The organism is Vibrio sp. 10N.261.52.A1 (assembly GCF_002876325.1).
GTDB lineage: Bacteria > Pseudomonadota > Gammaproteobacteria > Enterobacterales > Vibrionaceae > Vibrio > Vibrio chagasii.
Window position 1 is genome coordinate 1 of sequence record NZ_MCYD01000144.1, and the last position, 838, is coordinate 838.

General features: G+C 42.8%; 1 pseudogene. It reads right to left on the reverse strand.

Annotated elements, in window-relative coordinates:
• Window positions 1–116: 116 nt before the first annotated feature.
• Window positions 117–838, reverse strand: a pseudogene (locus tag BCT81_RS01980) (MipA/OmpV family protein); the annotation flags it as partial.

The window sequence follows — 838 nt, forward strand, 5'->3', positions numbered from 1 at the left end:
CAGTTGAAGTGGCTTTCGAATAGTTAATTATCAGTGACCAATAGTGATTAGCTCTTTTCTTTAATGATAAAAAATGCCGCTCTATTTGGAGCGGCATTTTTAGTAGATGTAATACTTTAGAACTCGTATTGGAAGTAAACCGTGTTGTAGTTACTGCCACCTTTGATACGTCCAAACTGGGACGCATTTTCAAAGATCGCCGAGCGGTGATGCAGTGAGTAACCAAACCATAAATTGTTGAGGTCATTCTTACCGATAAGGTCACCGACGTTCACATCAAATGAGAAGTCCAAGTAGTTTAACAGGTGGCTTGCCGTGTAGCCCTTACGATCCATTTCAGAGCCTTCGATATAAGTAATCGAATCTATGTAAGACATACCCTCTGCGACACCGAATCGCCACTGAGTTGGCCAGTTGAAGGTGTAGTACGCTTTAATTGCAATGATGTATTCCGTGCTACTGGATTGAACCTCTGAACTCCAATGGTGAGCGATACCTGGCGTTAAGTAGATATCCAACGGCAAACCAAAGATCTCATCAGTCAAAGGGTGGCCATAAAAGAATGATGTGAGTTGGTTATTGTACTCGTCTTTCTCGGTGTTGAATTTCATGATGTCGCCGATATTCGACGGCGTTGCCCAACCATGCGCCACACGTAAATAAGGTGCGTTGCTTAACTTAGGCTTAGGCGCTTTCTCTTTGTCATTAAAGAAACCAAAACCAAGGTAAAGCTCGCCCTGATAACGATCTTCGATAATGGAAGAGTCGTAGGCGTTATCATCCAATCGAGTCACACTGGTTGAACCCAATAGATAAAGGTTGGAGATAACATGGTAAC